Source organism: Streptomyces sp. CMB-StM0423 (assembly GCF_002847285.1).
Lineage (GTDB): Bacteria > Actinomycetota > Actinomycetes > Streptomycetales > Streptomycetaceae > Streptomyces.
In genome coordinates, this window is record NZ_CP025407.1 from 6,562,087 (window position 1) to 6,588,506 (window position 26,420).

20 protein-coding genes and 1 tRNA gene are annotated in these 26,420 nt (G+C 72.1%); 16 read left to right on the top strand and 5 right to left on the bottom strand.

What is annotated here, in order from left to right:
• Window positions 1-161: 161 nt before the first annotated feature.
• Window positions 162-2,837 (bottom strand): DNA polymerase I, encoded by a 2,676-nt coding sequence (polA, locus tag CXR04_RS28540; protein ID WP_101425108.1) that lies wholly within the window; start codon window positions 2,835-2,837, stop codon window positions 162-164.
• Between the two features lie 146 nt (window positions 2,838-2,983).
• Between polA and CXR04_RS28545 the strand changes: the two genes are divergently transcribed.
• Complete coding sequence (locus CXR04_RS28545) at window positions 2,984-5,314, top strand: FdhF/YdeP family oxidoreductase (RefSeq protein ID WP_101426654.1); 2,331 nt, start codon at window positions 2,984-2,986, stop codon at window positions 5,312-5,314.
• A 19-nt stretch (window positions 5,315-5,333) separates the two neighbouring features.
• Window positions 5,334-5,783 carry a PaaI family thioesterase gene (locus tag CXR04_RS28550; RefSeq protein WP_101425109.1) on the top strand — a complete coding sequence of 150 codons (450 nt, stop codon included), beginning with the start codon at window positions 5,334-5,336 and terminating at the stop codon, window positions 5,781-5,783.
• 83 nt (window positions 5,784-5,866) lie between these two features.
• On the opposite strand, the gene CXR04_RS28555 is transcribed toward CXR04_RS28550, so the two are convergent.
• Entirely contained in the window at window positions 5,867-6,169 is a 303-nt protein-coding gene (locus tag CXR04_RS28555) for a hypothetical protein (RefSeq protein ID WP_101425110.1), read from the bottom strand.
• 440 nt (window positions 6,170-6,609) lie between these two features.
• Between CXR04_RS28555 and CXR04_RS28560 the strand changes: the two genes are divergently transcribed.
• From CXR04_RS28560 to CXR04_RS28610, 11 genes are all read left to right on the top strand, one after another.
• Window positions 6,610-7,974, top strand: coding sequence for a sulfotransferase family protein (locus tag CXR04_RS28560; protein WP_199850550.1), 1,365 nt, complete (start codon window positions 6,610-6,612; stop codon window positions 7,972-7,974).
• Window positions 7,971-9,152 carry a glycosyltransferase family 4 protein gene (locus CXR04_RS28565; protein ID WP_101425111.1) on the top strand — a complete coding sequence of 394 codons (1,182 nt, stop codon included), beginning with the start codon at window positions 7,971-7,973 and terminating at the stop codon, window positions 9,150-9,152. The genes CXR04_RS28560 and CXR04_RS28565 overlap by 4 nt, the downstream gene beginning before the upstream one ends.
• Entirely contained in the window at window positions 9,145-9,714 is a 570-nt protein-coding gene (cysC, locus tag CXR04_RS28570; protein WP_101425112.1) for an adenylyl-sulfate kinase, read from the top strand. The genes CXR04_RS28565 and cysC overlap by 8 nt, the downstream gene beginning before the upstream one ends.
• Window positions 9,711-10,637: a sulfate adenylyltransferase subunit CysD gene (gene cysD / locus CXR04_RS28575; protein ID WP_101425113.1), complete on the top strand. Its 927-nt coding sequence runs from the start codon at window positions 9,711-9,713 to the stop codon at window positions 10,635-10,637. The genes cysC and cysD overlap by 4 nt, the downstream gene beginning before the upstream one ends.
• Window positions 10,638-10,639: 2 nt before the next feature.
• Window positions 10,640-11,995 carry a sulfate adenylyltransferase subunit 1 gene (locus CXR04_RS28580; RefSeq protein ID WP_101425114.1) on the top strand — a complete coding sequence of 452 codons (1,356 nt, stop codon included), beginning with the start codon at window positions 10,640-10,642 and terminating at the stop codon, window positions 11,993-11,995.
• Between the two features lie 196 nt (window positions 11,996-12,191).
• On the top strand, window positions 12,192-12,815 hold the full coding sequence (locus CXR04_RS28585; protein ID WP_101425115.1) for a hypothetical protein: 624 nt from the start codon (window positions 12,192-12,194) through the stop codon (window positions 12,813-12,815).
• 255 nt (window positions 12,816-13,070) lie between these two features.
• The gene (locus CXR04_RS28590) at window positions 13,071-14,312 is read left to right on the top strand and encodes a branched-chain amino acid ABC transporter substrate-binding protein (RefSeq protein WP_101425116.1); all 1,242 of its coding nucleotides are present in this window, start codon (window positions 13,071-13,073) and stop codon (window positions 14,310-14,312) included.
• 108 nt (window positions 14,313-14,420) lie between these two features.
• Window positions 14,421-15,350 carry a branched-chain amino acid ABC transporter permease gene (locus CXR04_RS28595; protein WP_101425117.1) on the top strand — a complete coding sequence of 310 codons (930 nt, stop codon included), beginning with the start codon at window positions 14,421-14,423 and terminating at the stop codon, window positions 15,348-15,350.
• A 5-nt stretch (window positions 15,351-15,355) separates the two neighbouring features.
• Entirely contained in the window at window positions 15,356-17,143 is a 1,788-nt protein-coding gene (locus tag CXR04_RS28600) for a branched-chain amino acid ABC transporter permease (protein ID WP_101425118.1), read from the top strand.
• Window positions 17,144-17,148: 5 nt separating this feature from the next.
• Complete coding sequence (locus CXR04_RS28605; RefSeq protein WP_101425119.1) at window positions 17,149-18,057, top strand: ABC transporter ATP-binding protein; 909 nt, start codon at window positions 17,149-17,151, stop codon at window positions 18,055-18,057.
• Window positions 18,054-18,770 carry an ABC transporter ATP-binding protein gene (locus tag CXR04_RS28610; RefSeq protein WP_101425120.1) on the top strand — a complete coding sequence of 239 codons (717 nt, stop codon included), beginning with the start codon at window positions 18,054-18,056 and terminating at the stop codon, window positions 18,768-18,770. Before CXR04_RS28605 ends, CXR04_RS28610 begins: the two co-directional genes overlap by 4 nt.
• A 108-nt stretch (window positions 18,771-18,878) precedes the next feature.
• Here CXR04_RS28610 and CXR04_RS28615 read toward each other — a convergent pair whose 3' ends face one another.
• Window positions 18,879-19,553, bottom strand: a complete 675-nt coding sequence (locus CXR04_RS28615; RefSeq protein ID WP_101425121.1) for an ANTAR domain-containing response regulator — start codon at window positions 19,551-19,553, stop codon at window positions 18,879-18,881.
• 106 nt (window positions 19,554-19,659) lie between these two features.
• Here CXR04_RS28615 and CXR04_RS28620 point away from each other — a divergent pair.
• From CXR04_RS28620 to CXR04_RS28630, 3 genes are all read left to right on the top strand, one after another.
• Window positions 19,660-19,741 (top strand) — tRNA-Leu (locus CXR04_RS28620).
• 84 nt (window positions 19,742-19,825) lie between these two features.
• The gene (locus CXR04_RS28625) at window positions 19,826-20,614 is read left to right on the top strand and encodes a terminase gpP N-terminus-related DNA-binding protein (protein WP_101425122.1); all 789 of its coding nucleotides are present in this window, start codon (window positions 19,826-19,828) and stop codon (window positions 20,612-20,614) included.
• Window positions 20,615-21,020: 406 nt separating this feature from the next.
• Window positions 21,021-22,457 carry a lytic transglycosylase domain-containing protein gene (locus CXR04_RS28630; RefSeq protein ID WP_101426656.1) on the top strand — a complete coding sequence of 479 codons (1,437 nt, stop codon included), beginning with the start codon at window positions 21,021-21,023 and terminating at the stop codon, window positions 22,455-22,457.
• 44 nt (window positions 22,458-22,501) lie between these two features.
• Here the strand turns inward: CXR04_RS28630 and CXR04_RS28635 are convergent, their stop codons facing one another.
• Both CXR04_RS28635 and CXR04_RS28640 read right to left on the bottom strand, forming a co-directional pair.
• Window positions 22,502-25,162: an ATP-dependent RNA helicase gene (locus CXR04_RS28635; protein ID WP_101426657.1), complete on the bottom strand. Its 2,661-nt coding sequence runs from the start codon at window positions 25,160-25,162 to the stop codon at window positions 22,502-22,504.
• 70 nt (window positions 25,163-25,232) lie between these two features.
• Window positions 25,233-26,111 carry a class I SAM-dependent methyltransferase gene (locus tag CXR04_RS28640; protein WP_101425123.1) on the bottom strand — a complete coding sequence of 293 codons (879 nt, stop codon included), beginning with the start codon at window positions 26,109-26,111 and terminating at the stop codon, window positions 25,233-25,235.
• Window positions 26,112-26,420: the final 309 nt, after the last annotated feature.

Consider the following 26,420-nt stretch of genomic DNA (forward strand, 5'->3'; position numbering starts at 1 on the left):
ACCAGGGCATCGCGGTGCGCGCGGGCTTGCGCGCCTGCGGAACGCCGCGCCCGGCCGCCGCTGCTCACCGCAGGCGGCAGCGGTGAGCCTCGCATCTCCCGCTCCCGCCGGCGGAGCCGCGGACCGGGCTGTTCCCTGCCCCCGGCGGCGGGGCGAGGCGTTCAGTGCGCGGCCGACTCCCAGTCCCGGCCGACGCCCACCGCGACGTCCAGGGGCGCCCGCAGGGACACCGCGCCGGCCATCTCGCGGCGTACCAGCTCCTCCACTCGCTCGCGCTCGCCCGGCGCCACCTCCAGCACGACTTCGTCGTGCACCTGGAGCAGCAGCCGCGTCTGCAGCGACGCCGCCGTCAGCGCCCGGTCCACCCGCAGCATCGCGAGCTTCACGATGTCCGCCGCCGTGCCCTGGATCGGCGCGTTGAGCGCCATCCGCTCGGCCATCTCGCGCCGCTGGCGGTTGTCGCTGTTGAGGTCGGGCAGGTAGCGGCGGCGGCCGAACATCGTCTCCGTGTAGCCCGTCGCCCGCGCCTCGTCGACGACGCGGCGCAGATAGTCCCGTACGCCGCCGAAGCGCTCGAAGTAGTTCTCCATCAGCTTGCGGGCCTCGGCCGCCTCGATGCCGAGCTGCTGCGAGAGGCCGAACGCGGACAGACCGTAGGCCAGTCCGTACGACATCGCCTTGATCTTCCGCCGCATCTCGGCGTCGACCTCGGTGCGCGGCACCGCGAACACCTGCGAGGCGACCGTGTCGTGCAGGTCCTCGCCGGAGGCGAACGCCTCGATCAGGCCCTCGTCCTCCGACAGATGGGCCATCACGCGCAGCTCGATCTGGCTGTAGTCGGCGGTCAGCAGGGACTCGTACCCCTCGCCGACGACGAAGCCGCGCCGGATCGCCCGGCCCTCGTCGGTACGGATGGGCACGTTCTGCAGGTTCGGATCGGTGGAGGACAGCCGGCCGGTGGCGGCGACGGTCTGGCTGAACGTGGTGTGGATCCGGCCGTCCGCCGCGATGGTCTTGATCAGCCCCTCGACCGTGGAGCGCAGCCGGGCCTGCTCGCGGTGGCGCAGCATGATGACCGGCAGCTCGTGGTCGGTCTTGGTGGCGAGCCAGGCCAGCGCGTCGGCGTCGGTCGTGTAGCCCGTCTTGGTCTTCTTCGTCTTCGGCAGGTCCAGCTCGCCGAAGAAGACCTCCTGCAACTGCTTGGGCGAACCGAGGTTGAACTCGTGCCCCACCGCGTCGTGCGCCTCCCGGACGGCCTGCTGCACCGCGCCGGCGAACTGCTCCTCCATGGCCTCCAGATGGGCCCGGTCGACGGCGACGCCGGCCCGCTCCATCCCCGCCAGCACCGCGGAGACCGGCAGCTCCATGTCGCCCAGCAGCTCCGCCGCGCCGACCTGCGCCAGCTTCTCCGACAGCGCTTCGCCGAGGTCCAGGACCGTACGGGCCGTGCGCATCAGCGCGTCCCGCTCGGCCGCCTCCTGGTCGCCCTCCGCGCCGTCGAGGCCCAGCTCCAGTTGCCCGTCGGCCGCCGGGGGCTCCAACTCGCGGCCCAGATAGGCGATCGACAGCGCGTCGAGCGCGAACGTCCGCCGTCCTGGCGTGACCAGATAGGCGGCCAGGGCCGTGTCCATCGCCACGCCCTCGACCGTCCAGCCGTGCTCGGCGAAGACGCGCATCGCGCTCTTGGCGTCGTGCACCGTCTTGGCGCTGCCGGCGTCCGCGAGCCAGCCCGCGAACGCCTGCTCATCCGCGGCGTCCAGCCGGGCCGGGTCGAACCACGCCGCAGGACCCTCCGCGGTGGCCAGCGCGACCTCGGTGACGCTGCCGACGCCCAGTTGCCAGGTGCCGACGGTGGCCATGCCGAGGGGCGCAGAGCCGTGCTCGGCGAGCCACGGCGCCAGCTCGCCCGTCGCCAGCACCCGGCCGTCGACCTGCACGCCGGGCTCGGGCTCGACCTCCGCCTCGGCGGCGCCCGGGTCGGCGTTGAACAGCCGCTCGCGGAAGTTGGGGTTGCGGAACTCCAGGGCGTCCATGACGACCTGGAGCGACGCCCGGTCGTACGGCTTGCGCTCCAGGCCCTCGGGTCCCGTGGGCAGCTCGACCGCGCGGTCCAGCTCGGTCAGCCGGCGGTTGAGCTTCACCGCGTCGAGGTGGTCGCGCAGGTTCTGCCCGGCCTTGCCCTTGACCTCCTCGGCGCGCTCGGCCAGCTCCGCGAACGACCCGAACTGCTTGATCCACTTGGCCGCGGTCTTCTCGCCGACGCCCGGGATGCCCGGCAGGTTGTCGGAGGGGTCGCCGCGCAGGGCGGCGAAGTCCGGGTACTGCGCGGGCGTCAGGCCGTACCGCTCCTCGACCTTCTGCGGGGTGAAGCGGGTCAGCTCGGAGACGCCCTTGGTGGGATACAGCACCGTCACATGGTCGGAGACGAGCTGGAAGGAGTCCCGGTCGCCGGTGACGATCAGCACCTCGAACCCGGCCGCCTCGGCCTGCGTGGCCAGCGTGGCGATCACGTCGTCCGCCTCGAAGCCCTCGACGGCGAAGCGCGGCACGTTCATCGCGTCCAGCAGCTCGCCGATCAGCTCGACCTGGCCCTTGAAGTCGTCGGGCGTCGCCGACCGGTTCGCCTTGTAGTCCGCGAACTCCGCGGAGCGCCAGGTCTTGCGCGAGACGTCGAAGGCGACGGCCAGATGCGTCGGCGCCTCGTCACGCAACGTGTTCGACAGCATCGACGTGAAGCCGTAGATCGCATTGGTGACCTGCCCGCTGACGGTGGAGAAGTTCTCCGCGGGTAGGGCGAAGAACGCCCTGTATGCCAGGGAATGTCCGTCCAGCAGCATCAGGCGGGGGCTGCTGGGGTTACGGGGTTTCGATGCGTTCTCGGCCACGGCTCCGATCCTGCCATGCCGCACCGACAACGGAGCCCGTGACGGTGCGGCATGGCAGGATCGGTCCCGTACGCCCCACACCAGAAAGGGTGACCGCCATGGCCGGCAAACCGCCCGTCGGCGACCCCGTGCAGGACGCCCCAGAGGTCACTCCGCCCCAGCAGTCCGCCGTCGGCGCCGCCGCCATCGCGCACGCGCTGCGCACCGGGCAGGAGCAGATGGGCGTACGGCGTACGGCCCGCACCCTGCTGCGCGTCAACCAGCGCGACGGCTTCGACTGCCCCGGCTGCGCCTGGCCCGACCCGGACCGGCCGCACACCTTCGAGTTCTGCGAGAACGGCGCCAAGGCGGTCGCCGAGGAGGCGACGCTGCGCCGCGTCACCCCCGAGTTCTTCGCCGCGCACCCCGTCGCGGACCTCGCCGGCCGCAGCGGCTACTGGCTGGGCCAGCAGGGCCGGCTCACCCACCCCGTGTACCTCGCCGAGGGCGCCGAGACGTACGAGCAGGTCTCCTGGGAGCGGGCGTTCGCCATCGTCGCCGAGGAACTGAAGGCCCTCGACTCACCCGACGAGGCGGTCTTCTACACCTCCGGGCGCACCGGCAACGAGGCCGCGTTCCTCTACCAGCTCTTCGCCCGCGAGTTCGGCACCAACAACCTGCCGGACTGCTCGAACCTCTGCCACGAGTCGTCCGGTTCCGCGCTCACCGAGACCCTGGGCGTCGGCAAGGGCAGCGTCCTGCTCGACGACCTCCACCAGGCCGACCTGATCATCGTCGCCGGCCAGAACCCGGGCACCAACCACCCGCGCATGCTCACCGCGCTGGAGCGCGCCAAGGAGAACGGCGCGCGCGTGATCACCGTCAACCCGCTGCCCGAACCCGCCATGGTCCGGTTCAAGAATCCCCAGACCCTACGCGGCCTCGCGCGCGGCGGCACCCCGCTGACCGACCTGTTCCTCCAGGTCCGCGTCGGCGGCGACCAGGCGCTCTTCCGCGCCCTGGCCCGGCGGGTCCTCGCCGCGCACGACTCCGGCGCCGAGGCCGTCGACGAGGAGTTCGTCGCGGAGCACACCCACGGCTACGAGGAGTACGCGGCCGCCGCCCGCGGCTACGCCGACGCGGACGCCGAGCGCGCCACCGGCCTGACCGCCGCCGACCTCGACCGCGCCGCGGAACTCGTGCTGGCCGCCGACAAGATCGTCGTCTGCTGGGCGATGGGCCTCACCCAGCACAAGCACGCCGTGCCCACCATCAAGGAGATCGTCAGCTTCCTGCTCCTCGGCGGCCACGTCGGCCGCCCCGGCGCAGGCGTCTGCCCCGTGCGCGGCCACAGCAACGTGCAGGGCGACCGCACCATGGGCATCTTCGAGCGCCCCGCGCCCGCCTTCCTGGACGCGCTGCGGCAGGAGTTCGGCTTCGACCCGCCCCGCCACCACGGCTACGACGTCGTACGCGCCATCCGCGCGCTGCGCGACGGCGCCGCCAGGGTCTTCTTCGCGGTCGGCGGCAACTTCGTCTCCGCCTCGCCCGACACCGGGGTCACCGAGGCCGCGATGCGCCGCGCCCGGCTGACCGTGCACGTCTCGACCAAGCTCAACCGCAGCCACGTCGTCACCGGCGCCCGCGCGCTCATCCTGCCCACCCTGGGCCGCACCGAGCGCGACCGGCAGCCGGGGCCCGACGGCCGCGGCCACGAGCAGTTCGTGACCGTCGAGGACTCCATGGGCGTCGTGCACGCCTCCCGCGGCCGGCTCGCGCCCGCCAGCGACGCGCTGCTGTCGGAGGTCGCGATCGTCTGCCGGCTGGCCCGCGCGGTGCTGGGGGAGGACAGCGCCACGCCCTGGGAGGAGTTCAGCAGCGACTACGGGCGCATCCGCGACCGTATCGCGCGCGTGGTGCCCGGCTTCGAGGACTTCGACGCCCGCGTCCGCCGCCCCGGCGGCTTCACCCTGCCGCACGCCCCGCGCGACGAGCGGCGCTTCCCCACGAGCACCGGCAAGGCCAACTTCACCGCGGGCCCGGTGACGTACCCCGAGGTGCCCGAGGGGCGGCTGCTGCTGCAGACGCTGCGCAGCCACGACCAGTACAACACCACGATCTACGGCCTGGACGACCGCTACCGCGGCGTGCGCGGCGGGCGGCGCGTCGTCCTCGTCCACCCCGACGACGCCGCGGACCTCGGTCTCGCCGACGGCGCGTACGCGGACATCGTCGGCGAGTGGCACGACGGCGTCGAGCGGCGCGCGGACGGCTTCCGCGTCGTGCACTACCCGACGGCCCGGGGCTGCGCGGCCGCGTACTACCCGGAGACCAACGTGCTGGTGCCGCTGGACTCCACCGCGGACACGAGCAACACCCCCACGAGCAAGTCCCTGGTGGTCAGGCTGGAACCGGCCGCGTCTACGGTGGAGCCCGACACGACGGTGTAAAGGACGGAGCCGGGCGCGCATGGGCGAGCACACCACGAAGTTCCCCCGAGAGATCCTCGACGAGTTCGCCGGCGTCGGCGTCGACCTGGAGAAGCTGTTCTCCGCCGGCGCCCTCGGGCAGCGCATGGGCCTGCGGGTGCTGGAGGCGGCGCCCGAGCGGGTCGTGGGCACGCTGCCCGTGGAGGGCAACACGCAGCCGTACGGGCTGCTGCACGGCGGCGCCTCCGCGGTGCTCGCCGAGACCCTCGGCTCCGTCGGCGCGATGCTGCACGGCGGCCCGGCGAAGGTCGCGGTCGGCGTCGACCTCAACTGCACCCACCACCGGGGTCTGCGCGCCGGCGTGGTCACCGGCGTCGCCACCCCGCTGCACCGCGGCCGGTCCACCGCGACGTACGAGATCGTCGTCAGCGACGAGGAGGGCCGCCGGGTGTGCACCGCACGGCTCACCTGCCTGCTGCGCGACGCCTGACCCCGCGGCGGACCGGACCACGGCGGCGGTCGGAGCGGTCGGAGGAAGCGCCTACCCGGACCGCCGGCCGCCGCCGGGCGGCGTCAGTGGCGCGGCGCCCTCAGCCCGTCCCTGACGACGACCTTCTTCACCGGCCCGCGGTCCCCGCGGGCGTGCGTCCGCTCGGCCTTCTTGCAGTGCCCCCGGGGCACGTCCTTCACGTGCACCCGCTTGCCGGCCTGACCCGCCTGGCCGGCCGGACCGTGCGAGACGTGCTTGGCCTGCGTCGCGCACGGGCGCTGCGGCGCGGCGTGCCCGTCGGCGGCGCTCGCCGCACCCGCGGTGCCCAGCAGGACCGCCAGCGCCGCGACGGCGGTGACCGCGGCGCGCTTCATCGTGACGTTCATGATGAGATATCCCTTCCGTGCCGGTCCGTCCGGCACGGGCACCACCTTCGACCGCGCCGCCCGCAGGTCCGAACTCCCGCCGCCCGCCCGCGTGTCCCGCCGCGGGACACCGCCGCGGTGCCGGGGATAAGAAGCCCATGAGAATCGCTCACCCGATACGCTCAGACCGGCCGCCCCCGGGGCCGTCCGCTCTCATCCCGCTCTCATGCTTCTCAGCACCCCCTCACCCTGGCGGCGCCGACGTCCCGTGCGGAATTCACCCGTCCGGGCGGTGAGAGGCAGTGCCCGGGACGGGATCCCGCAGGTCTGCCCCGGCGCCCCGAGGTCGCTGTGACCAGCGCCACTCGGCGTGAATCAAACTAGCTATGACCTGCACGTTTAACGAACATGCCGCGCGGGTACGTTGCTCGTCTCACAAACGCCTTCTAGCCTCGGGGCGCATGAACCTCCTCCGGAAGCTCAATCACAAGCTCGGCGCAACCACGGGTTTCGAGATCCGCAAGGCCGGGCTGCCGCATGCGCCTGCCCCGAAACCCGCCCCGATCCAGGAGCCCGCGGAGCCGAAGCCTGTCGCGCAGGTCGCGTACCGCCCCCCGGAGGATCCCGAAGTCGACCGGCTGCTCCGGCGGCCGGTGTTCATCATGTCGCCGGTACGCTCCGGCTCCACCCTGCTGCGCCTGCTCCTCAACGCGCACTCGCGCCTGCACTCCGCGCACGAGCTGCACTTCCGCCGGCTGGAGGTCACCACCAGCACCAAGCTCGCCGAGCGCGCCATGGCCGAGCTCGGCCTGGAGCGCGGCGACCTGGAGCACCTGATCTGGGACCGGGTGCTCCACCGTGAGCTGGTGCGCTCCGGCAAGGACTTCCTGGTGGAGAAGACGCCCAGCAACACCTTCGCGTACAAGCGCATCGCCGCCTGCTGGCCCGACGCCCGGTTCATCTTCCTGCTCCGCCACCCCGCCTCCATCGCCCGCTCCTGGTACGAGGCCGACCCGGAGAAGCGCACCGAGGAGGAGGCCGCCCTCGACGCGCTGCGCTACATGCGCGCCACCGAACGCGCCCGCCAGGCCCTGCCGGGGCACGTCGTGCGCTACGAGGAGCTGACCGACGACCCCGAGTCGGCCATGAAGGGCATCTGCTCCTACCTGGAGATCGACTTCGAGCCCGGCATGCTCGACTACGGCTCCCAGAACCAGGCCGGCTACAAGAAGGGCCTCGGCGACTGGAAGGACAAGATCCGCAGCGGCCAGGTACAGGCCGGCCGCGCGCTGCCCGCCGCCGAGGAGATCCCCGAGCCGCTGCGCGAGATCAGCGCCGCCTGGGGCTACGTCGAGGGCCGGGCGGAGGACCGGGACGCCGCGGCCGCCGGCCGCGAGCCGCACGCCGAGATCGCCGAGGTCTGGCCCCGTGACGGCGCCGTCCGCCTCACCGGCAGCCTGCACGGCGTCACCGACGGCGGCGCCGGCCCCTGGGAGATGCTCCTCGTCCGGCGCGACCAGGAGGACCAGCAGTTGCGCTATCCGGCGGAGCTTGCCGACGGCGGGTTCGACGTCACGGTGCCCGTCGCCGACCTGGCGCCCGCGGGGCTCACCACCCCGGCCCAGTGGGACATCCACCTGGCCGCGGGCGAGGGCGACGCGGAGGTCCGGCTGCGCGCCGGCCGCCACCTCGACGGGATCACCGGCAAGAAGAACATCATGGTCTTCCCCGGCCAGCCCGCCCGGATCGACGGCGCGGACGTCGAGGTCAAGCCGTACTACACCATCAAGGACAACCTCTCCGTCGAGGTACTGCCGGCCTCATGAAGATCCGCTATCTGCTCATGCACGCCTACGGCACCGGCGGGACCATCCGCACCGTGTTCAACCAGGCCGGGTCCATGGCCGCCGCGGGCCACGACGTCGAGATCGCCAGCATGCAGCGCACCCGCGACGAGTTCCACTTCCCCCTCCACCCGGAGGTCACCGTCACCACCCTGGTCGACCAGCGGCCCGGCGTCCGCGAGGCGGAGCTGGCCGCGGCCGGCCCCCGGGCGGCGGAGAAGCGCGTCGAGCGCGAGGGCCAGCCGCCGCGGCACATCCCGTCGGGGGAGTTCGCGTACGAGCGCTACAACCGCCACATCGAGGACACCGTCATCGACTGGCTGGAGCGGCAGCGCGACGCGGTGATCGTCCCGACCCGCCCCGGGCTGAACTTCCTCACCGCCCGGTTCACCCCGCGCTCCTGCCACAAGATCGCCCAGGAGCACATGAACCTGGGCACGCACCCGTCGGACATCCGCACCGCCATCCAGCGCGAGTACCCCCGGTTCGACGCCGTCGCCGTCCTCACCCACGGTGACCGCGAGGACTACCAGGAGCTGCTGCCCGGCACCCGCGTCGTCCGCATCCCCAACGCCGTGCACACCGGCGACAAGAAACTGACCACCTACGCGGAACACATCGCCGTGGCCGCCGGCCGGCTCTTCCCCCAGAAGGGCTTCGACATGCTGATCCCCGCGTGGGCGCAGCTCGTGGAGAAGTTCCCCGACTGGCAGTTGCGCATTTTCGGCACCGGCGAGAAGAAGGCCGAGCTGCGCCGGCTGATCGACGAGAACCACCTGTACAACCACGTCTTTCTGATGGGGCACACGCACAAACTGGACGACGAACTTGCGAGAGCATCGTTTTATGTGCTCAGCTCGCGGTTCGAGGGCCTGCCCATGGTGATGATCGAATCGATGACCCACGGACTCCCCGTGGTCAGCTTCGACTGCCCGACGGGCCCCGCCGACGTGCTCACCCACGGGAAGGACGGGCTGCTGGTGCCCCGGAAGGACGTGGACGGGCTCGCCGAGGCCATGGGGCAGCTCATGGACGACGAGGGCCTACGGGCCGACATGGGAGCGGCGGCACTGCAGACGTCGCGCTCCTACACTCCCGAGGCGGTCCATCCGCAGTGGGAGGCACTTTTCGAGGAGATTCACGGGAGTGGGAGTGCCTGACAACGCACCCGGCGCCGACGGCGTACACGCGCGCGGCGCCACGATCTGGCTCACCGGCCTGCCCAGCGCCGGCAAGACGACGCTGGCGCGCACCTTCGGCGAGCGGCTCCAGGACGCCGGCCACCGGGTGGAGGTGCTGGACGGCGACGAGATCCGGGAATTCCTCACCGCCGGCCTCGGCTTCTCCCGGGTGGACCGCCACACCAACGTGCAGCGCATCGGCTTCGTCGCCGAGCTTCTCGCGTCGCACGGCGTCAAGGTCCTCGTGCCGGTGATCGCCCCGTACGCGGACAGCCGCGAGGCGGTGCGCAAGCGCCACCAGACGGAGGGTACGACGTATGTGGAGGTGCACGTGGCCACGCCCGTCGACGTCTGCGCCGAGCGCGACGTGAAGGGCCTCTACGCGAAGCAGGCGGCCGGCGAGATCTCCGGACTCACCGGCGTGGACGACCCGTACGAGCCGCCCGCGGACCCCGATCTGCGCATCCCCACGCACGAGCAGAGTGTCGAAGAATCCGCGGCGATGCTTCACGCCGCACTGGTGGAACGAGGTCTCGCATGAGCCAGTTCGAGCAGGCCGCCGCCCAGGACTTCCAGTTGCCGCACCTGGACGTGCTGGAGTCCGAGGCGGTGCACATCTTCCGCGAGGTCGCGGGGGAGTTCGAGCGTCCGGTGATTCTCTTCTCCGGCGGCAAGGACTCCATCGTGATGCTCCACCTGGCGCTGAAGGCGTTCGCGCCGGCCCCGCCGCCGTTCGCGCTCCTGCACGTCGACACGGGGCACAACTTCCCCGAGGTGCTGGAGTACCGCGACCGCGTCGCCGCGCAGCACAACCTGCGGCTGCACGTCGCCTCCGTCCAGGACTTCATCGACCGCGGCGAGCTCAAGGAGCGCGCCGACGGCACCCGCAACCCGCTGCAGACCGTGCCGCTGCTGCGCGCCATCGAGGAGGCCCGCTACGACGCGGTCTTCGGCGGCGGCCGCCGCGACGAGGAGAAGGCCCGCGCCAAGGAGCGCATCTTCTCCCTGCGCGACGAGTTCGGCGGCTGGGACCCGCGCCGCCAGCGCCCCGAGCTGTGGCAGCTCTACAACGGCAAGCACGCCGTCGGCGAGCACGTCCGGGTCTTCCCGCTGTCCAACTTCACCGAGCTGGACGTCTGGCAGTACATCGCCCGCGAGAAGATCGTGCTCCCGGAGATCTACTACGCGCACCGCCGCGAGGTCTTCCTCCGCAGCGGCATGTGGCTCGCCCCCGGCGAGTGGGGCGGCGCCAAGCAGGGCGAGCGCGTCGAGACCCGCACGGTGCGCTACCGCACCGTCGGCGACATGTCCTGCACCGGTGCCGTCGACTCCGACGCCGACACCATCGAGAAGGTCATCGCCGAGATCGCCGCCACCCGCCTCACCGAGCGCGGCGCCACCAGGGCCGACGACAAGATGTCCGAGGCCGCCATGGAAGACCGCAAGCGCGAAGGCTACTTCTGATCATGACTGTGAACCCACCCGCCCCCACCACGGAGCCGGCCGCGCTCACCGAGGTCTCCCTGCTGCGCTTCGCCACCGCGGGCAGCGTCGACGACGGCAAGTCGACCCTTGTGGGCCGGCTGCTGCACGACTCCAAGTCGGTCCTCGCGGACCAGTTGGAGGCCGTCGAGCGCGCCTCCGCCAGCCGCGGACAGGAGACCCCCGACCTGGCGCTGCTCACCGACGGGCTGCGCGCCGAGCGCGAGCAGGGCATCACCATCGACGTGGCGTACCGCTACTTCGCCACCCCGCGGCGCCGCTTCATCCTCGCCGACACCCCCGGCCACGTGCAGTACACCCGCAACATGGTCACCGGCGCCTCCACCGCCGAGCTGGCGGTCATCCTCGTGGACGCCCGGCACGGCGTCGTCGAGCAGACCCGCAGGCACGCCGCGGTCGCCGCGCTGCTGCGCGTGCCGCACGTGGTCCTGGCCGTCAACAAGATGGACCTCGTCGACTACGCGGAGGACGTCTTCGCCACCATCGCCGCCGAGTTCACCAAGTACGCCAAGGCCCTCGGCGTGCCCGCCGTGACCACCATCCCGATCTCGGCGCTGGAGGGCGACAACGTCGTCACCCCGTCGGCCGTCATGGACTGGTACGCGGGCCCCACGGTGCTGGAGCACCTGGAGACCGTCCAGATCGACCACGACCCGCGCGGCCGCGTGACCCGCTTCCCCGTGCAGTACGTGATCCGCCCGCAGACCGCGGAGCACCGCGACTACCGCGGCTACGCCGGGAAGATCGCCTCCGGCATCTTCCACGTCGGCCAGCCCGTCACCGTGCTGCCCTCCGGCCGCACCTCCAGCATCGCCGCCATCGACGTGCTGGGCGAGAGCGTCGACGCCGCGTGGGCGCCGCAGTCGGTCACCATCCGGCTCGCCGACGACATCGACATCTCCCGCGGCGACATGATCGCCCCCAGCGAGCAGGCCCCCGACGCCACGCAGGACATCCAGGCCACCGTCTGCCACCTGCACGACACCGCGCTCACCCCCGGCGCCCGGGTGCTGCTCAAGCACACCACCCGCACCGTCAAGGCGATCGTCAAGCAGATCCCCGACCGGCTCACGCTCGACGACCTCTCCCACCACCCCGCCCCGGGGTCCCTGGAGGTCAACGACATCGGCCGCGTCGTGCTCCGCACCTCGGAGCCGCTGCCGATGGACGCCTACGGCGACTGCCGGCGCACCGGCTCGTTCCTGCTGATCGACCCCGCCGACGGCGCCACCCTCGCCGCGGGCATGGCGGGCACCGCGTTCGCAGGCGCGGACAGCGAGAAGCGGGCCGAACTCGACGACGCCGAGTGGGACTTCTGACCGCACCCCGCCCGGCCGCCGGCCCGCCGGGACGCTGACGGCGTCCTGGGGGACCGGCCGCGGGCCGCGTACGGACGACGGCGGCGGGAACGGGGCACCGGCCCCGGCTCCCGCCGCCGTCGCGTACGTTCGGTAGTCGGACGCGGGTGCGTTCGGCCCGCTGCGCAGCGGGCCGAACGCCCTTACTCTGTCCGCCATGAGCGCCCCCACCCGGCCCGAGCCCGGCCCAGAGCCGGACCCCGGCCCGCCCGCGGAGGTCCTCGGCGGCGGCTCCGCGGGGCCGCGCCTCGGCGAGCGCTGGACGGCGCTGCCGCCCCGCTCCCGCCGGCGCGCCGCCGTCGGCACCGGACTCGCCGTGCTGGCCGCCGCCGGCGTATACGCCCTGGCCACACGGCCGGAGCCGGAGCCGCCCGCCCCTGTGCCGTATCCGATCCAGTCCACTCATTTCTCCTTTCTCGGGATAGAAACCCCCAAAGCTGGCGATAGCTCCTTTGACGCCCAGCTCATGGCCACGTCGGACAGCGGCGCCTTCCTGGAGAAGATCACCCAGGGCTACAGCGGCCTGAAGCTGTCCGTCCGGCCCGCGCTGCCGCTGGACCTCGCCGAAGGCCAACCCACCCGGGTCACCGTCAGGTTCGAGGTCGTCCGGTGCGCGGGGCTCCCCCTCGACGCGAGCCTGCCCTCGCTGCGCGTAACGCTGCGTAACACGCGCGCAATACAGGACTACAGCTCCATCCTCGGCGGGACCTACGCCGCCGAACTGTCCCGGGCGCTGCGTACGATATGCGAACCCGCCCCGCGGGCGGCTCCCGGCGCATAGGACATCAGCAGCGGCTTCGCGCCCGTTCGGGCGTCCGGACTCCGCGGATCCGGCACAGACCACGCCCGCCGACGCGGAAGGTGGCTGTAAGGGTCATAACAAGAGAGTCACAGCATTGCCTGCACCTCTGCCCCCTCGACCCGGGGCGGCTTAGAGTCACGCCCAGTCACCGCGCAGCAGGTCACCTTCCGACACCTGCCGCGTGCACCGGCCCACTCTGCGCAGTCGAGGCCGCGCCAGGGGAAAGGACAGATCGTGCGTCACCGTTCCTTGCTCATACTCACCACTGCGGTCACCGCAGGGGCTCTCACGCTGTCTGCTTGCGGTTCCCGCGACGACGACAGCGAAGACGGGGGCGGTGGCGACGGAACGACCGTCGTTATCGGCCTCGACGCGCCGCTGACGGGTGACCTCTCCGCCCTGGGCATCGGCATCCAGAACTCCGCCGAGCTCGCCGTGAAGACGGCCAACGAGAACGAGGAGGTCAAGGGCGTCACGTTCGAGCTCGAGCCCCTCGACGACGTCGCGCAGGCCCAGCAGGGCCAGCAGAACGCCACCAAGCTCGTCGGCAACGAGGACGTCATGGGCGTCGTCGGCCCGCTCAACTCCGACGTCGGCCAGTCCATGCAGAAGGTCTTCGCCGACGCCGACCTGGCCCAGGTCTCGCCCGCCAACACCAACCCCGCCCTGACCCAGGGCGAGGAGTGGCAGTCCGGCAACAAGACGCGGCCGTTCGACACGTACTTCCGCGTGTCCACCACCGACGCGATCCAGGGCCCGTACGCGGCGCAGTACCTCTTCAACGAGGAGAAGCTGAAGAAGGTCTTCGTCATCGACGACAAGAAGACCTACGGCGCCGGCCTCGCCGGCACCTTCGCCGACGAGTTCGAGAAGCTCGGCGGCAAGGTCGTCGGGACCGACCACGTCAACCCCGACGACAAGGACTTCGCGGCCATCGCCACGAAGGTCAAGAACTCCGGCGCCGACTTCGTCTACTACGGCGGCGAGTACCCGGCCGGCGCCCCGCTGGCCGCCCAGGTCAAGAAGGCCGGGGCCAAGATCCCGACCGTCGGCGGCGACGCGCTGTTCAGCGCCGAGTACGTGGCCCTGGCCAAGGAGAACGCCGAGGGCGACATGGCCAGCTCCGTCGGCGCCCCGCTGACCGAGCTGGACACCGCCAAGGAGTTCATCAAGAACTACGAGGCGGCCGGCTACGAGGACGCCTTCGAGGCGTACGGCGGCTACTCCTACGACTCCGCCTGGGCCATCATCCAGGCCGTGAAGACCGTCGTCGAGGACAACGACGGCGAGCTGCCCGGTGACGCGGACGAGGCCCGCAAGGCCATCACCGAGGCCATGAACGACGTTTCCTTCGAGGGCGTGACCGGCAGCGTCGGCTTCGACGAGTTCGGCGACACCACGAACAAGCAACTGTCGCTGTACCAGGTCAAGGACGGCGAGCACGTGCCGCTGACCAGCGGCGAGTTCGAAGGCTGACAGGGGCGACCACCACCGCCCATTGATCACACAGACCGCAAGCGGCGCGGGGGGCGCACACAGCGCCCCCCGCGCGGCCATATCTGACACCCACTCGGAGGCCCAGCGGTGAACGATCTGCCGCAGCAACTTGCCAACGGCCTGCTACTCGGCGCCTTGTACGGGCTCATAGCCATCGGCTACACGATGGTGTACGGCATCGTCCAGCTCATCAACTTCGCCCACGGCGAGATATTCATGATCGGCGGCTTCGGCGCCCTGACGATGTGGCTGTGGATGCCGAACGGCACCAGCCTGCTCGTCGCCCTGCCGCTGATGATCCTCATGGCCGTCATCTGCTCCGTGCTCGTCGGCGTCGGCGCGGAACGCTTCGCCTACCGCCCCTTGCGCGGCGCACCCCGCCTCGCCCCTCTTATCACCGCGATCGGCCTGTCCATCGCCCTCCAGCAGGCCATCTGGGCCTGGTACCCCGAAGCCACGAAGTCGCGGCCCTTCCCCGAGTTCTCCGGCCCGCGCATCGACTTCGGCGCGTTCACCATCGAACGCGGCGAGCTCTACCTGCTCATCGCCGCCCCCGTGTGCATGATCGCCCTCGGCTTCTTCGTCTCCAAGACCCGCACCGGCCGCGCCATGCAGGCCACGTCGCAGGACCCGGACACGGCCAAGCTCATGGGCATCAACACCGACCGCATCATCGTCATGGCCTTCGCCATCGGCGCCGCCTTCGCGGCCATCGCGGCCATCGCCCACGGCCTCCGCTACGGCGAGGTCAACTTCAAGATGGGCTTCATCGCCGGCCTCAAGGCATTCACCGCCGCCGTCCTCGGCGGCATCGGCAACATCTACGGCGCCATGATCGGCGGCGTAGTCCTCGGGCTCTCCGAGGCCATGGCCACCGCCTACATCGCCGACATCCCCGGCATGGAGCAGCTCGGCGGCGGTGCGTGGAAGGACGTCTGGGCGTTCGTCCTGCTCATTCTCGTACTGCTCTTGCGGCCCCAGGGCCTCTTGGGCGAACGCGTCGCGGATCGGGCGTGATAGCGATGACCACCCTGGAGAAGAACACCCCATCCGCCGCGGGCGGCGCGCTGCCCCTGCCGCCGGGCCCCGCCCGGCTGCTCGCCTACGCCGGCGCCTTCGGCACCTTCGTCTCGACCTTCCTCTCGTGGACCTACACGGAGGAGTTCCCGGGCAACCTCACCGTCTACGGCTACCCCGGCGGGCTGCAGCTCCTGACGCTCACCGGCGCCCTGCTCACCCTGCTGTTCCTGCTCTCCGGCAGCGGCCTGCGCGGACTGCGCTGGCTCACCCCCGGCGGCGCCAACAGCGCGGTACGGCTGCTCGCGCTCGGCACCCTCGGTGTCACCGGCTACACCTTCGGCGCCATCGTCAAGAACCTCGGCGGCCTGATCAACGTCGACCCCGGCGGCTACGTCGCCGTCGCGATGGCCCTGATCGCCGTCATCGGCACGCTCGGGCTGCCGTCGGACGTCCCCGTGGACGCCGAGGACCCGCCCGCCAACCCCTGGGCGCAACTGGTGCACTCGCTGAAGGCGCCGGTCCCGGGGCGGGTGCGGGACCTGCCGGGCTGGGTGGAGATCGTCATCATCTCCGCCGCCTTCGCCCTCGGCCTGTACGTCTTCACGTTCGGCATCGACACCGACTACGCCGAACTCTTCATCGGCTACATGGTGCTCGTCTCCTTCGCGTTCCCCGCCGTGGGCCGCGCGGGCCTCACCCGGCAACTGGGCCAGCTCACCGCCAAGCACCGGAACGTGACCGTGACCGCGGCCTTCGTCGCCGCGTTCGCCTTCCCGTTCACCCAGAGCAACGACGCCTACGCCAGCATCGGCACCAACATCCTCATCTTCGCCACCGTGGCGCTCGGCCTCAACGTCGTCGTCGGCCTGGCGGGCCTGCTCGACCTCGGCTACGTCGCCTTCCTCGGCGTCGGCGCGTACACCGCCGCCCTGGTCTCCGGCGCACCCACCTCCAGCATCGGGGTCACCTTCCCGTTCTGGGCGGCCGTGCTCACCGGCGCCGCGGCGTCGCTCGTCTTCGGCGTGCTCATCGGCGCCCCGACCCTGCGGCTGCGCGGCGACTACCTCGCCATCGTCACCCTCGGGTTCGGCGAGATCTTCCGCATCGGCGTGCAGAACCTCGACGGCGACTCCGGGCCCGACGTCACCAACGGCCCCAACGGCATCCCGAACATCCCGGAGCTGGAGATCTTCGGCTTCAACCTCGGCGAGGAGCACACCATCCTCGGCCAGGAGCTGGGCAGGTTCTCCAACTACTTCCTGCTCATGCTGCTGTTCACCGTCGTGATCGTCACGATCTTCCGGCGCGCGGACCAGTCGCGCATCGGCCGTGCCTGGGTCGCCATCCGCGAGGACGAGACCGCCGCCCGCGCCATGGGCATCAACGCCTTCCGGCTCAAGCTCCTCGCGTTCGCGCTCGGCGCCACCCTGGCCGGCATGGCGGGCACCGTACAGGCGCACGTGACGTACACCGTCACGCCGACCCAGTACAAGTTCGTCGAAGCCGTGCCGCCGAACTCCGCGTTCCTGCTGGCGGCCGTCATCCTCGGCGGCATGGGCACCGTCAGCGGCCCGCTCATCGGCGCATCGCTGCTCTACCTGATCCCCGCCAAGCTGCAGTTCGTCCAGGAATACCAACTGCTGCTCTTCGGCGTGGCGCTGGTCCTCCTCATGCGCTTCCGTCCGGAAGGACTCATCGCCGACCGCCGGAAGCAGCTCGAGTTCCACGACACCGGGCAGTTGGACGTGCCCAAGGAAGATACCGACCTCGGCAAGAAGGTGGGGGTGTGACACAGATGGTCAGCGATACCGTCCCCGCCAAGGGACCGGGCGGCGGGACCGTCCTGGACGCCCGCGGCGTCACCATGCGCTTCGGCGGCCTCACCGCCGTACGCAACGTCGACCTCACCGTCGACCAAGGCGAGATCGTCGGGCTCATCGGCCCCAACGGCGCCGGCAAGACCACCTTCTTCAACTGCATGACCGGGCTCTACATCCCCACCGAGGGCACGGTCAGATACAAGGGCACGGTCCTGCCGCACCGCTCCCACCGCGTCACCGAGGCGGGCATCGCCCGTACCTTCCAGAACATCCGTCTCTTCGCCAACATGACGGTCCTGGAAAACGTCCTCGTCGGCCGGCACACCCGCACCCACGAAGGGCTGTGGTCCGCGCTGCTGCGCAACCCCGGCTTCAAACGGGCGGAGCGGGCGTCGGAAGCGCGCGCCATGGAACTGCTGGAGTTCACCGGGCTGGCCGCCAAGCGCGACCACCTCGCCCGCAACCTCCCCTACGGCGAACAGCGCAAGCTGGAGATCGCCCGGGCGCTGGCGAGCGAACCGGGGCTGCTGCTCCTCGACGAGCCCACCGCGGGCATGAACCCGCAGGAGACCCGGGCCACCCGCGAGCTGGTCTTCGCGATCCGCGAGCAGGGCATCTCGGTGCTCGTCATCGAGCACGACATGCGGTTCATCTTCGGCCTCTGCGACCGCGTCGCCGTCCTCGTCCAGGGCGAGAAGCTGGTCGAGGGCACCCCGGAGGTCGTCCAGAGCGACGAACGCGTCGTGGCCGCGTACCTCGGGACCCCCTACGAGGGCGTCCCCGAGGACGAGGCCGCCGACGAGGTCGCCGCCGCCGAGGACGCGGTCGCCAAGAACACCGGGAGCACCAGCGCCCCCCAGACGAGCAAGGAGGGCGACGCGTGACCGCGCTACTGCAGGTCGACGACCTGAAGGTCGCCTACGGCAAGATCGAAGCCGTCAAGGGCATCTCGTTCAGCGTCCAGAGCGGCGAGGTCGTCACCCTCATCGGCACCAACGGCGCCGGCAAGACCACGACCCTGCGCACCCTCTCCGGACTGCTGAAGCCCTCCGGCGGCAAGATCTTCTTCGACGGCACGCCGCTCAACGGCGTCGGCGCCCACAAGATCGTCGCCATGGGCCTCGCCCACTCCCCGGAGGGCCGCCGGCTCTTCCCCCGCCTCACCATCACCGAGAACCTCCAACTCGGCGCCTTCCTCCGGAAGGACGCGGCGGGCATCGAGCAGGACATCAAGATGTGCTACGAGCTGTTCCCCATCCTCGGCGAACGGCGCAAGCAGGCAGCCGGCACCCTGTCCGGCGGCGAGCAGCAGATGCTCGCCATGGGCAGGGCCCTGATGTCCCGGCCCAAGCTGCTCATGCTCGACGAGCCCTCCATGGGCCTCTCGCCGATCATGATGCAGAAGATCATGGAGACGATCCGGGAGCTGAAGGCCCAGGGCACCACCATCCTGCTCGTCGAGCAGAACGCCCAGGCCGCGCTCTCCATCGCCGACCACGGTCACGTGATGGAGGTCGGCAAGGTCGTCCTGTCGGGCACCGGAGAGGAACTGCTGCACGACGAGTCCGTGCGCAAGGCGTACCTCGGCGAAGACTGAGCACCCACCGCACAGCCAGAGCGGCCCGCGCCCCGGGGAGGGGGGCACGGGCCGCTCGCGCACGTTCGCGGCGCGGGTCGCACGGAAGCCCCGCAGCGGCTCCGCGGACTAACCCTGCTTCTTCTTGGCCTTCTTCTCCGCGTCGTCCTCGATCACGGCCTCGGCCACCTGCTGCATCGACAGCCGGCGGTCCATCGACGTCTTCTGGATCCACCGGAACGCCGCCGGCTCCGACAGCCCGTACTCGGTCTGCAGGATGCTCTTCGCCCGGTCCACCAGCTTCCGCGTCTCCAGCCGCTGCGTGAGGTCGACGACCTCCTTCTCCAGCGTCTTCAGCTCCGTGTAGCGCGAGACGGCCATCTCGATGGCCGGCACCACGTCACCCTTGCTGAACGGCTTCACCAGATACGCCATGGCGCCCGCGTCCCGCGCCCGCTCCACCAGCTCGCGCTGGGAGAACGCGGTGAGCATGAGCACCGGCGCGATGGAGTCGGCGGCGATCCGCTCGGCGGCGGAGATCCCGTCGAGCACGGGCATCTTCACATCCAGGATCACCAGATCCGGCTGCATCTCCCGCGCCAACTGCACCGCGGTCTCCCCGTCCCCCGCCTCCCCGACGACGGTGTACCCCTCCTCCTCCAGCATCTCCTTCAGATCGAGCCGGATGAGGGCCTCGTCCTCCGCGATGACGACCCGCGTGGTCAGCGGCGGCACGTGCTCGTCGCCTCCGGCGCTGGCGGCGGCGATGTCCTCCGGGGTTTCGGGGGTCTCGGGGGCGCTCACGGTGCTCCTCGGGGTATTGCCTGGCTGCGATAGGGGGGCACCCACGAGGGTACCGACCCCGCGGGGAGCGGTGAGTACGCGGTAGGCTTGGGCCCGCACAGAGCGAGCCCGGTTGGTGGAACTGGTACACACGCGGCTCTCAAACAGCCGTGCCTTCGGGCTTGTGGGTTCGAATCCCACACCGGGCACTTCTCGCTCGACCGGAGTGCATCATTCTCGTGAATTCCGGCGATGCACCGGTGCGGCCGCGTTCGGTCGCGCACAGTCGTTCTATGCACACGCACGGCACGGATGTACGTGATCGGGCACTCGCCCTGCTGCACACAGGCGCGCGGAACGCCGACGTCGCCCGAAACCTCGGCATCCCCGTAGGGACCGTTGGCTACTGGCTCCACCGGGACCGGGCCAGGCGCGGGACGTTACCCGGTACGCCGGACCGGCCGTGTCCGCGCTGCGACGGCCGGCCGCTGGACGACACGGCCTACGCCTACCTCCTGGGCCTCTACCTGGGCGACGGCCACATCGTCCGGTACTCCGGACACCGGGTTCCCAGCCTCGTGATCACCTGTGCCGACGCGTGGCCCGGCCTGATGCGCGACTGCCGCCGTGCGATGAGCGCCGTCTTCCCGCACAACAAGGTCTGCTCGGTCGCACGGACGGGCTGCCACAACGTGAAGGTCTACTCCCGGCATCTGCCATGCCTGTTCCCCCAGCACGGCCCCGGCAAGAAGCACAAGCGCCGGATCGCGGCCGAGCCATGGCAGCAGGAGATCCTCGACCGGCGTCCCTGGCCCTTCATCCGCGGGCTTATCCACTCGGACGGGTGCCGGATCACGAACTGGACGACCCGTCTCGTCGCCGGCAGGCGCAAGCGGTACGAGTACCCGCGCTACTTCTTCAGCAACAAGTCCGACGACATCCGCAAGCTGTTCACCGACGCCCTCGACCGGGTCGGTGTCGAGTGGTCGACCCTCGCCCGCGGCTCCGATCCGTTCAACGTCTCCGTCGCCAGGCGTGCTTCCGTCGCGCTCATGGACGCGCACGTCGGGCCGAAGTACTGACCCCACCCCTATCTCTGCCTCGCCGGTGTCCTAGGGGTATCCGCGGGGTGTGCGGGTGCGGTCACCGTTCATCCACAGGCGGTAGAACGCGGCATCAACTTGACGTATGGTCGCGAGCATTGCTGTGCGGGGGAGCCTGCAGACCTACGGAGGGGACGGGTAGGCGATGTCTGCGCCGACGCGACGACGACTGCGCAAGGGTGCGATGACCGCGGCGGTGGCCGCCGCCGCGATGGCGGCGCTCACGGCCTCACAGGCGCCGGGGCTCTCCGCGGGGCCCGACGCCCCCGGGAAGAGCGCCCCTGACCAGGCGCCCGGCGGCGGGGAGGACTCGATCACGGGTGGCTCCCCTTATTACACCGACCTGCCGCCGCTGGAGAGCGCCAACCCCTCGCCCGGTGACGAACTGGAGGACGAGGCCGACGACTCCGGCATCCCGGCGACCGTTCTCGACGCGTACAAGCAGGCCGAGAGCCGGCTCGCGAGCACGAATCCCGGGTGCAACCTGGAGTGGGAGCTGCTGGCGGCCATAGGCCGGGTCGAGTCGGGGCACGCGCGCGGCGGTGACGTGACCGCGGACGGTACGACCCGGAATCCGATCCTCGGCCCCGTGCTGAACGGCAACGGCTTCGCCAACATCACGGACACCGACGGCGGCGAGTACGACGGGGACACCACCCACGACCGTGCCGTCGGCCCCATGCAGTTCATCCCCTCGACCTGGGCCACCTGGGGCAGCGACGGCAACGACGACGGCGAGCGGAATCCGGAAAACGTCTACGACGCGGCCCTGGCCGCCGGGCGCTATCTGTGCGCGGGCGGGCGTGATCTGTCCTCGCAGGCCGACCTGGAAGCCGCCATCCTCGGGTACAACCAGTCGGAGTCGTATCTCCGTACTGTTCTGACCTGGTACGACTTCTACAAGGAGGGCGGCGCCGACTCGGTGCCGGACGGCAGCGGCGCCGACCCGGGCGACCGCAGCGACGGCATCAACACGCCGACCCCCTCGCCGAGCCCGCCGGGAAGCGACCGGCCGGGCAAGGGCGGCGGCAGCGGCGACGACGGCAAGGGCGGCAGCAAGGACGAGGGCAAGGGCGGCAACAGCCCCAGCCCCGGCCCCACCGAACCGCCGCCGTCCGGCGGGGGCGAGGACCCCGACGACCCGTCGCCGGCACCGACCATCGCGGATCTGCGCGTGGCGAGCCCGCAGTCGTCCACCGCGTACACCGGCGCCGACTTCGCCGAGCGCCCGAAGGTGCGGGGCGTGACCTCGCGCGGCACCGGCGTGTCCGGCAAGACGGTGACGTTCACCATCAGCGGCCAGACCGGCGCCGTCTTCGCCGGTGGCGGGAAGACCGCGTCCGTGACCACCAACAGCTCGGGTTACGCGACGGCGCCCGTGGTCGAGGCGGGCAAGTTGACCGGGGACTTCACGATCCGCGCCACGGCGGGCAGCGGCGTGAGCCCGGTGGACTTCGCCGCCGAGGTGGAGGCGTCGTACGGGCTGGCCCGGGTCGGTGACGCGGCGCTGACGGCGGCGGCGGGCGGTGAGTTCGGCACCGTCGAGGCCAAGGTGACGTACCGGGGCGGCCCGGCCGTGGAGGCGCCGGTGACGGCGGCGATGGTCACGGAGGCCGGCGAGCAGAACGACAAGGGCCCGTTCTTCAAGGACGCGGAGGGCAACCCGGTCCGCAAGCTGAACCTGACCACGGACGGGAACGGCACGGTGAAGCTGCCGACGATTCAGGCGGGCGACGCGGCCGGGACGTACCTGCTGCGGCTGACGACGAGCGAGGGCGTGACACTGACGCTGGAGCTGACCGTCGAGCAGGGCGCCGCATAGGGCGAGCAGGGCGTGCGGGGCCGGCGGACCGCCGGCCCCGCCGGTCAGCGGCCGGCGTTCGTGCGGCGCGTGGTGTGCCGGGTGGGCGTGGCGGTGGCCGGGTCCTCGGGCCAGGGGTGCTTCGGGTAGCGGCCGCGCAGCTCGGCGCGGACCGCGGGGTAGCCCTGCCGCCAGAAGGACTCCAGGTCCGCGGTGACGGCTGCGGGGCGGCCGGCGGGTGACAGCAGGTGCACCTGGAGCGGTACGCGGCCGTCCGCGATCCGCGGGGTCCGGTCGAGGCCGAAGAGTTCCTGGAGCTTGACGGCGAGCACGGGCTGCTGCGGGTCGTCGTAGTCGACGCGGATGCGGGAGCCGCTGGGCACCTCGATGCGTTCCGGGGCGAGTTCGTCGAGGCGGGCGGCTTCGCCGCGGGCCCAGGGGAGGATTCCCTGGAGTACGCGGCCGGCGTCGATGCGGCGCGGGTCGTCGTCCAGCCAGTCGCCGGCGCGGGCGAGGAGTGCGTCGTCGGAGACGTCGGGCCAGGGGTCGCCGAGTGCGCCGTGCAGGAAGGCCAGCCGGCGGCGTAGCGCGCGGGCGTGCTCGGACCAGCGCAGCAGGGCGGTGCCTTCGCGGCGCAGCCCGTCGAGGCGGGCGGCCCGGAGGCGGTCGGGGTCGGGGCGGGGGAGGGGCCGGGCGCGGAGTTCGACGGCGCCGAGGCGGGTGACGTGGCGGGCGACGGTTTCGTGCCGCTCGGTGGACCAGGTGACCTCGGCCTCGGTGCGGAGCAGGGTTTCCGCGGCCCGTAGCGCGGTGGCCTCGTCGAGGGGGGCGCCGAGCCGCAGCCGGGCGCCGGCGGCGCCGACGGGCCGGTCGGCGACGGCGACGGCGAGCCACGGCTGCCCGCGCAGGGCGGATTCGGCGCCGGTCTCCACGCGGGTGCCGGACGCCATGAGGTACGACCCGTCGCCGCGCCCCCGGGCGACGCGCTCGGGGAAGGCGAGCGCGGCGACGAGACCGGCGACGGCGTCGTCGCCGGGCCCGCCGCCGCCTTCGCGGGCGGGGGCGCGGGATGGAGCGGTGCGCCCGGCGGCGCTGCCGGCGGTGGCTTCCGCGGGCGGGGCTGTGCCTTCGCCGGTGTCCGGTGTGCGCGACGCGGCGCCGGGCTCGTCGTCCCGGTTCCGCTCGCCCGCCGGTGTCCGCAGCGCGCGCCGCAGGCGCTGGGCTTCGCGGCGCCAGCGGGGGGCGTAGGCGTCGCCGCCGCGGCGGGCGCGGCGCCAGGCGGCGGCGAGGTCGTCGCCGTACGAGCGCGGCGGCTCCTCGCTGAGCAGCGCCACCGCCTCCGCTGCTGCGCCGGGGCCGGCTTCCGCGGCGGCGTCGAGCAGGGCGCGGCCGAGCCGGGGGTGCAGGCCGAGGCCGGCGAGGCGGTTGCCGCGGGGCGTCGGGCGGCCGGCGGCGTCCACGGCGCCGACCGCCCGCAGCACGTCGCGGGCGGCGGCGAGCGCGCCCGGCGGCGGGGCGTCGAGCAGGGCGAGCCCGGTGGCGTCGGGGTCGCCCCAGCAGGCGGCTTGCAGGGCGAAGCCGGCCAGGTCGGCGACGGCGATCTCCGGCGACGGGTACCGCGGCAACCGCCCGTCCTCGGCCTCCGGCCAGCAGCGCAGGGCCAGCCCGGGGCCTTCGCGCCCGGCGCGGCCCAGCCGCTGCGTGGCGGTGGCGGCGGATACCCGTACGGTCGTGAGCGCCCCGAGCCCGCGGGCGTGGTCCATGCGCGGCTCGCGCGCGAGTCCCCCGTCGACGACGATCCGCACCCCCGGCACGGTCAGGCTGGATTCGGCGACCGCGGTCGAGAGGATCACGCGCCGCTCGCCGGGGGCGCTGCCGCGCAGCACGGCGTTCTGCACCTCGGCCGGTGCCTGCCCGTGCAACTGCAGTACGTCCGCGGCCGTGTCCGTCAGCAGTCCGGCGACCCGGGCGATCTCGCCGATGCCCGGCAGGAAGCACAGCACGTCGCCGTCCGGCCGGCGCAGCCCTTCGCGTACGACGTCGGCGATGTGGGCCAGCAGCGCCGGGTCGACGCGGGTGCCGTGGGCGGGGCGTACGCCGGCGGGCGGGGGGCGGTAGCCGATCGCGACGGCGTGCATCGTGCCTTCGCCGCGTACGACGGGGGCGGGCTCGGCGGCGTCGGGCGCGGTGAGGAGGCGCGCCCAGGCGGCGGTGTCGGAGGTGGCGGAGGCGGCGACGAGCCGCAGTTCGGGGCGGAGGGCGGCGCGTACGTCGACGAGGAAGGCGAGCGCGGTGTCGGCGTCGAGGTGCCGTTCGTGGCACTCGTCGAGGAGTACGGCGTCCACGCCGGCCAACTCGGGGTCGCGCTGGAGGCGTTGCAGGAGGACGCCGGTGGTGACGACCTCGACGCGGGTGCGGGGCCCGGCGCGGCGCTCGCCGCGGACGGTGAACCCGACCCGGTCGCCGGTCTCTTCGCCGAGCAGCCACGCCATGCGGCGTGCGGCGGCCCGCGCCGCCATGCGGCGGGGTTCGGCGACGAGCACCCCGCGGGGCGTGCCGCCGGCGCCGGGGACGAGTCCGGCGAGGGCCAGCGGCACGAGCGTGGTCTTGCCGGTGCCGGGCGGCGCTCCGAGCACGGCGACGCCGGGGCCTTCGAGGGCCGCGTGCAGGGCGGGCAGCGCGTGCCGTACGGGCAGGGCGTCGAGTGCGTCGGAGCGGAGGGCCACGGACGCCAGTGTGCTACGGACCGCGCCCCGGCCGCCCCTGCCGCCCCGGGCCTCCGCCCGCCGCAACCTCTCAGGCCGCTTCGCAGACGAAGATCGCCGTGCCGGGGATCAGGTGCCCGCGCAGCGGCGACCAACCGCCCCACTCCTGGTCGTGCCACTGCGGCCACTCCGGCTCCACGAGGTCCAGCAGCCGGAACCCGCCCCCCACCACGTCGCGCACGCGGTCGCCGAGCGTCCGGTGGTGCTCGACGTACAGTGCGCGCCCCTCTTCGTCCTGTTCGACGTACGGCATGCGGTCGAAGTAGGACGCGGCGACGGACAGCCCCTCGGGCCCCGGTTCGTCCGGGAACGCCCAGCGCACCGGGTGCGTGACGGAGAAGACCCACCGTCCTCCGGGCCGCAGCACCCGTCTGACCTCCCGCATCACCGTGACCGGTGCGGCGACGAACGGCACCGCGCCGTACGCGGAGCAGGCCAGGTCGAACGCCCCGTCGCGAAACGGCAGCGCCGTCGCGTCCGCCTGCAGCAGCGGGAACGGCGCGGCCTGTTCGGGCGCTTCGAGGGCCAGGCGGCGCGCGTGCTGCAACTGACGGTGGGAGAGGTCCAGTGCTACGGGCCGCGCCCCCTGCTCCGCGAGCCAGCGCGAGCACTGTGCCGCCCCCGCGCCCACCTCCAGCACCGTCCGCCCGGTCAGCGAATCCGGGGGACCGAGCAGCCGGGCCTCGGCCTCGTCCAGCCCTTCGGGGCCCCAGATGAAGCGGGCGCCGTCCGCGCCGCCGAGGAAGCCGCCGTGCTCGCGCTGGTAGTCGTCGGCGTTGCGGTCCCACCAACCACGGCTCGCTTGGCGGGTTTCCCGCGAGGGGACGGGCCGTCGGGTAGCCTCTGCCGGAACATCCGCGTCAGCGGCCCCGCCGACACCGTCCGCACTGTTTTCGTACTCGTGGACCATCGGCCGGACCCGTGGGTGTACCTTCCTGCCACGCGCGAGAGTGACGCAGCGCCACTACTGCCGGGTATGGGGCGGCATGCCCCAGGTGCACTCTTCGCGCATTGACCATGCCCGGCTGCCCCCGTATGCTACAAGTTGCGCTGCGGGCCTGCGCGCCTCGGACGGAGCAGGTCGCGCTCGCATCTGTTGTATGTCCCCTCGGTTCACGAGGCGCTGCCGGACTCCCGGGTGGAGTCGGGAAAGCGCCTCTTAGGCTGTCCGGCTTCGGCGGTGCGATCACAGGGCTCACGGCGTGGAGTGACGACGACT

What these genes read in the sequence shown, in the direction of transcription:
- CXR04_RS28555 (WP_101425110.1), bottom strand. Translation starts at nt 6,169, where the DNA reads ATGAACGTCACGATGAAGCGCGCCGCGGTCACCGCCGTCGCGGCGCTG.
- CXR04_RS28605 (WP_101425119.1), top strand. Translation starts at nt 17,149, where the DNA reads ATGGTCAGCGATACCGTCCCCGCCAAGGGACCGGGCGGCGGGACCGTC.
- CXR04_RS28565 (WP_101425111.1), top strand. Translation starts at nt 7,971, where the DNA reads ATGAAGATCCGCTATCTGCTCATGCACGCCTACGGCACCGGCGGGACC.
- CXR04_RS28580 (WP_101425114.1), top strand. Translation starts at nt 10,640, where the DNA reads ATGACTGTGAACCCACCCGCCCCCACCACGGAGCCGGCCGCGCTCACC.
- cysD (WP_101425113.1), top strand. Translation starts at nt 9,711, where the DNA reads ATGAGCCAGTTCGAGCAGGCCGCCGCCCAGGACTTCCAGTTGCCGCAC.
- CXR04_RS28600 (WP_101425118.1), top strand. Translation starts at nt 15,356, where the DNA reads ATGACCACCCTGGAGAAGAACACCCCATCCGCCGCGGGCGGCGCGCTG.
- CXR04_RS28545 (WP_101426654.1), top strand. Translation starts at nt 2,984, where the DNA reads ATGGCCGGCAAACCGCCCGTCGGCGACCCCGTGCAGGACGCCCCAGAG.
- polA (WP_101425108.1), bottom strand. Translation starts at nt 2,837, where the DNA reads ATGCTGCTGGACGGACATTCCCTGGCATACAGGGCGTTCTTCGCCCTA.
- CXR04_RS28550 (WP_101425109.1), top strand. Translation starts at nt 5,334, where the DNA reads ATGGGCGAGCACACCACGAAGTTCCCCCGAGAGATCCTCGACGAGTTC.
- CXR04_RS28640 (WP_101425123.1), bottom strand. Translation starts at nt 26,111, where the DNA reads ATGGTCCACGAGTACGAAAACAGTGCGGACGGTGTCGGCGGGGCCGCT.
- CXR04_RS28560 (WP_199850550.1), top strand. Translation starts at nt 6,610, where the DNA reads ATGAACCTCCTCCGGAAGCTCAATCACAAGCTCGGCGCAACCACGGGT.
- CXR04_RS28625 (WP_101425122.1), top strand. Translation starts at nt 19,826, where the DNA reads ATGCACACGCACGGCACGGATGTACGTGATCGGGCACTCGCCCTGCTG.
- CXR04_RS28585 (WP_101425115.1), top strand. Translation starts at nt 12,192, where the DNA reads ATGAGCGCCCCCACCCGGCCCGAGCCCGGCCCAGAGCCGGACCCCGGC.